Below are 1,800 nucleotides of genomic sequence, written 5' to 3' on the forward strand. Positions count from 1 at the left end.
CGCGGGAAGAGCCGAATCCGTTCACGCATAAGGGTGTGCTGGCGTATCACCTGCAGTCGTTCTGGATTGCGGTGCGGCGGGAGATGTTCCTGTCGGACGTGTGGGCGTCGTATTGGCGGGATCTTCCGGCGATGCCGGGGTATTTCGACGCGGTGCTCAAGCACGAGACGGTGTTCACCGAGACGTTCGCCGACGCCGGCTACACCCACGACGTCGCGTTTCCGTCGGCCGACTATCCCACCGACCATCCAGCGCTGTTCAACCCGGATCTCCTCCTGGCCGACGGATGTCCACTGATCAAGCGGCGACCGTTCTTCCACTATCCGCCTTTCCTCGACCGGCACGCGGTCATCGGTCGGCAGACGCTGCGGTCCGTGGCGTCGTACGGCTTCCCGCTCGATGTGATCTGGCAGAACCTCGCCCGAAACGTCCCGCCGAAGGTGCTCAACGCGGATGCCGGGATGCTCGAGGTGCTTCCTGACGTGGATGTGTCCTACGACCCATCCCGGCCCTTCCGCATCGTCGTGATCCTGCACGTCCCGGTGGTCGAGCGACTGGGCGATGCATTGAAGCGGTTGTCCGCGATCACGGTGCCCTTCGACTTGGTCGTCACGACGACTGATCGGGAGGGCATGGAGGAGTTGACCGTCTCCGTCGACTCCATGACCTCAGCCTCGGTCGGCACGCGAGAGGTGCGCCTGCTGCCTGCGCGGCGGGGGCGGGACATGAGTGCATTCTTCGTGGGGTGCCGCGACATCCTCCGCGACAGCAGGTACGACCTTGTCGTCAAAGTGCACACCCGCACCCCGAAGAAGCGGTCGTCCAACCACGTCCGGTATTTCCGTCGCTACCAGTTCGAGAACCTCCTCGGCAGTCCGGGGTACTTCGCGAACGTCCTCGGGCTCTTCCAAAGCGAGCCCGGACTGGGGGTTGTCTTCCCGCCCCCGATGCACATCGGGTATGCGACGGCCGGCCGGGGCTGGATCCGCTACCGCGAGCGCGCTCTCGAGCTGTGCACCAGGCTCGGCATCAAGGTCCCACTCGATGGCGTGTCTCCGCTCGCCCCCCTGGGTGGCATGTGGATCGCGCGGCCCGAGGCGCTGGAGCTCCTCACCACCAAAGACTGGGAATACGACGAGTACGTCACGCCGTCCCGGTCAGGGGGCGATCTCGCGCGGGTGCAGGAGCGGCTCGTTCCCCTCGCAGCGGGTGAGCAGGGTTTCCATGCGCGTACGGTCATGAACACCGCACATGCGGGGATCAGCCACGCCGCCCTCGAGTACAAGGTCGATCAGCTGTCGGCGACGACGCCGGGGTATCCCGTCGAGCAGATCCAGTTCCTCCATCGGGCAGGATGGGCGGGCCACGGTGGCATCATCGCGATCACTCGGATGTATGTGAAGCTCAATCACCCTCGTACGGCGGCCGCGATCGACCCCGTCCTTCGCCCCCTCGGAATCGCCGCGCGTCGCGGCATCTTCGCTCTGCGCGCTGTCAAGCAGAGGGTCCGCGACACCTCGGACAAACGCGAGGTGCGCTCGTGACCGGCAGTGCTGTGGTGCCTGCGGCTGTGGTGCCTGCGGGTGTGTTTCCGGTGGGTGGTCGCCGGCTGGTGATCTATGTGGTGTTCGACCGGCGTGGCGGGGTGGATGATTTCATTCCGGTGGCGTTGGCGGGGCTGCGTGGTGATGCGTCGCGGATTCTGGTGGTGGTGAACGGGTCGTTGTCGGATGCGGGCCGGGCGAAGCTGGAGCCGGTGTGCGACGAGATCCTGGTGCGGGACAATGTCGGGTTCGATAT

1 protein-coding gene and 1 pseudogene are annotated in these 1,800 nt (G+C 65.6%); both read left to right on the forward strand.

Going from position 1 to position 1,800, the window contains the following annotated elements; all coding sequences use genetic code 11:
• On the forward strand, positions 1-1,544 hold a 1,544-nt coding region (locus tag ACXJ3V_RS20010), incomplete at its 5' end, for a rhamnan synthesis F family protein (RefSeq protein ID WP_457102110.1).
• Positions 1,541-1,800, forward strand: a pseudogene (locus tag ACXJ3V_RS20015) (hypothetical protein); the annotation flags it as partial. The gene ACXJ3V_RS20010 and the pseudogene ACXJ3V_RS20015, both read left to right, overlap by 4 nt.

This window comes from Microbacterium sp. P5_E9 (assembly GCF_054049175.1).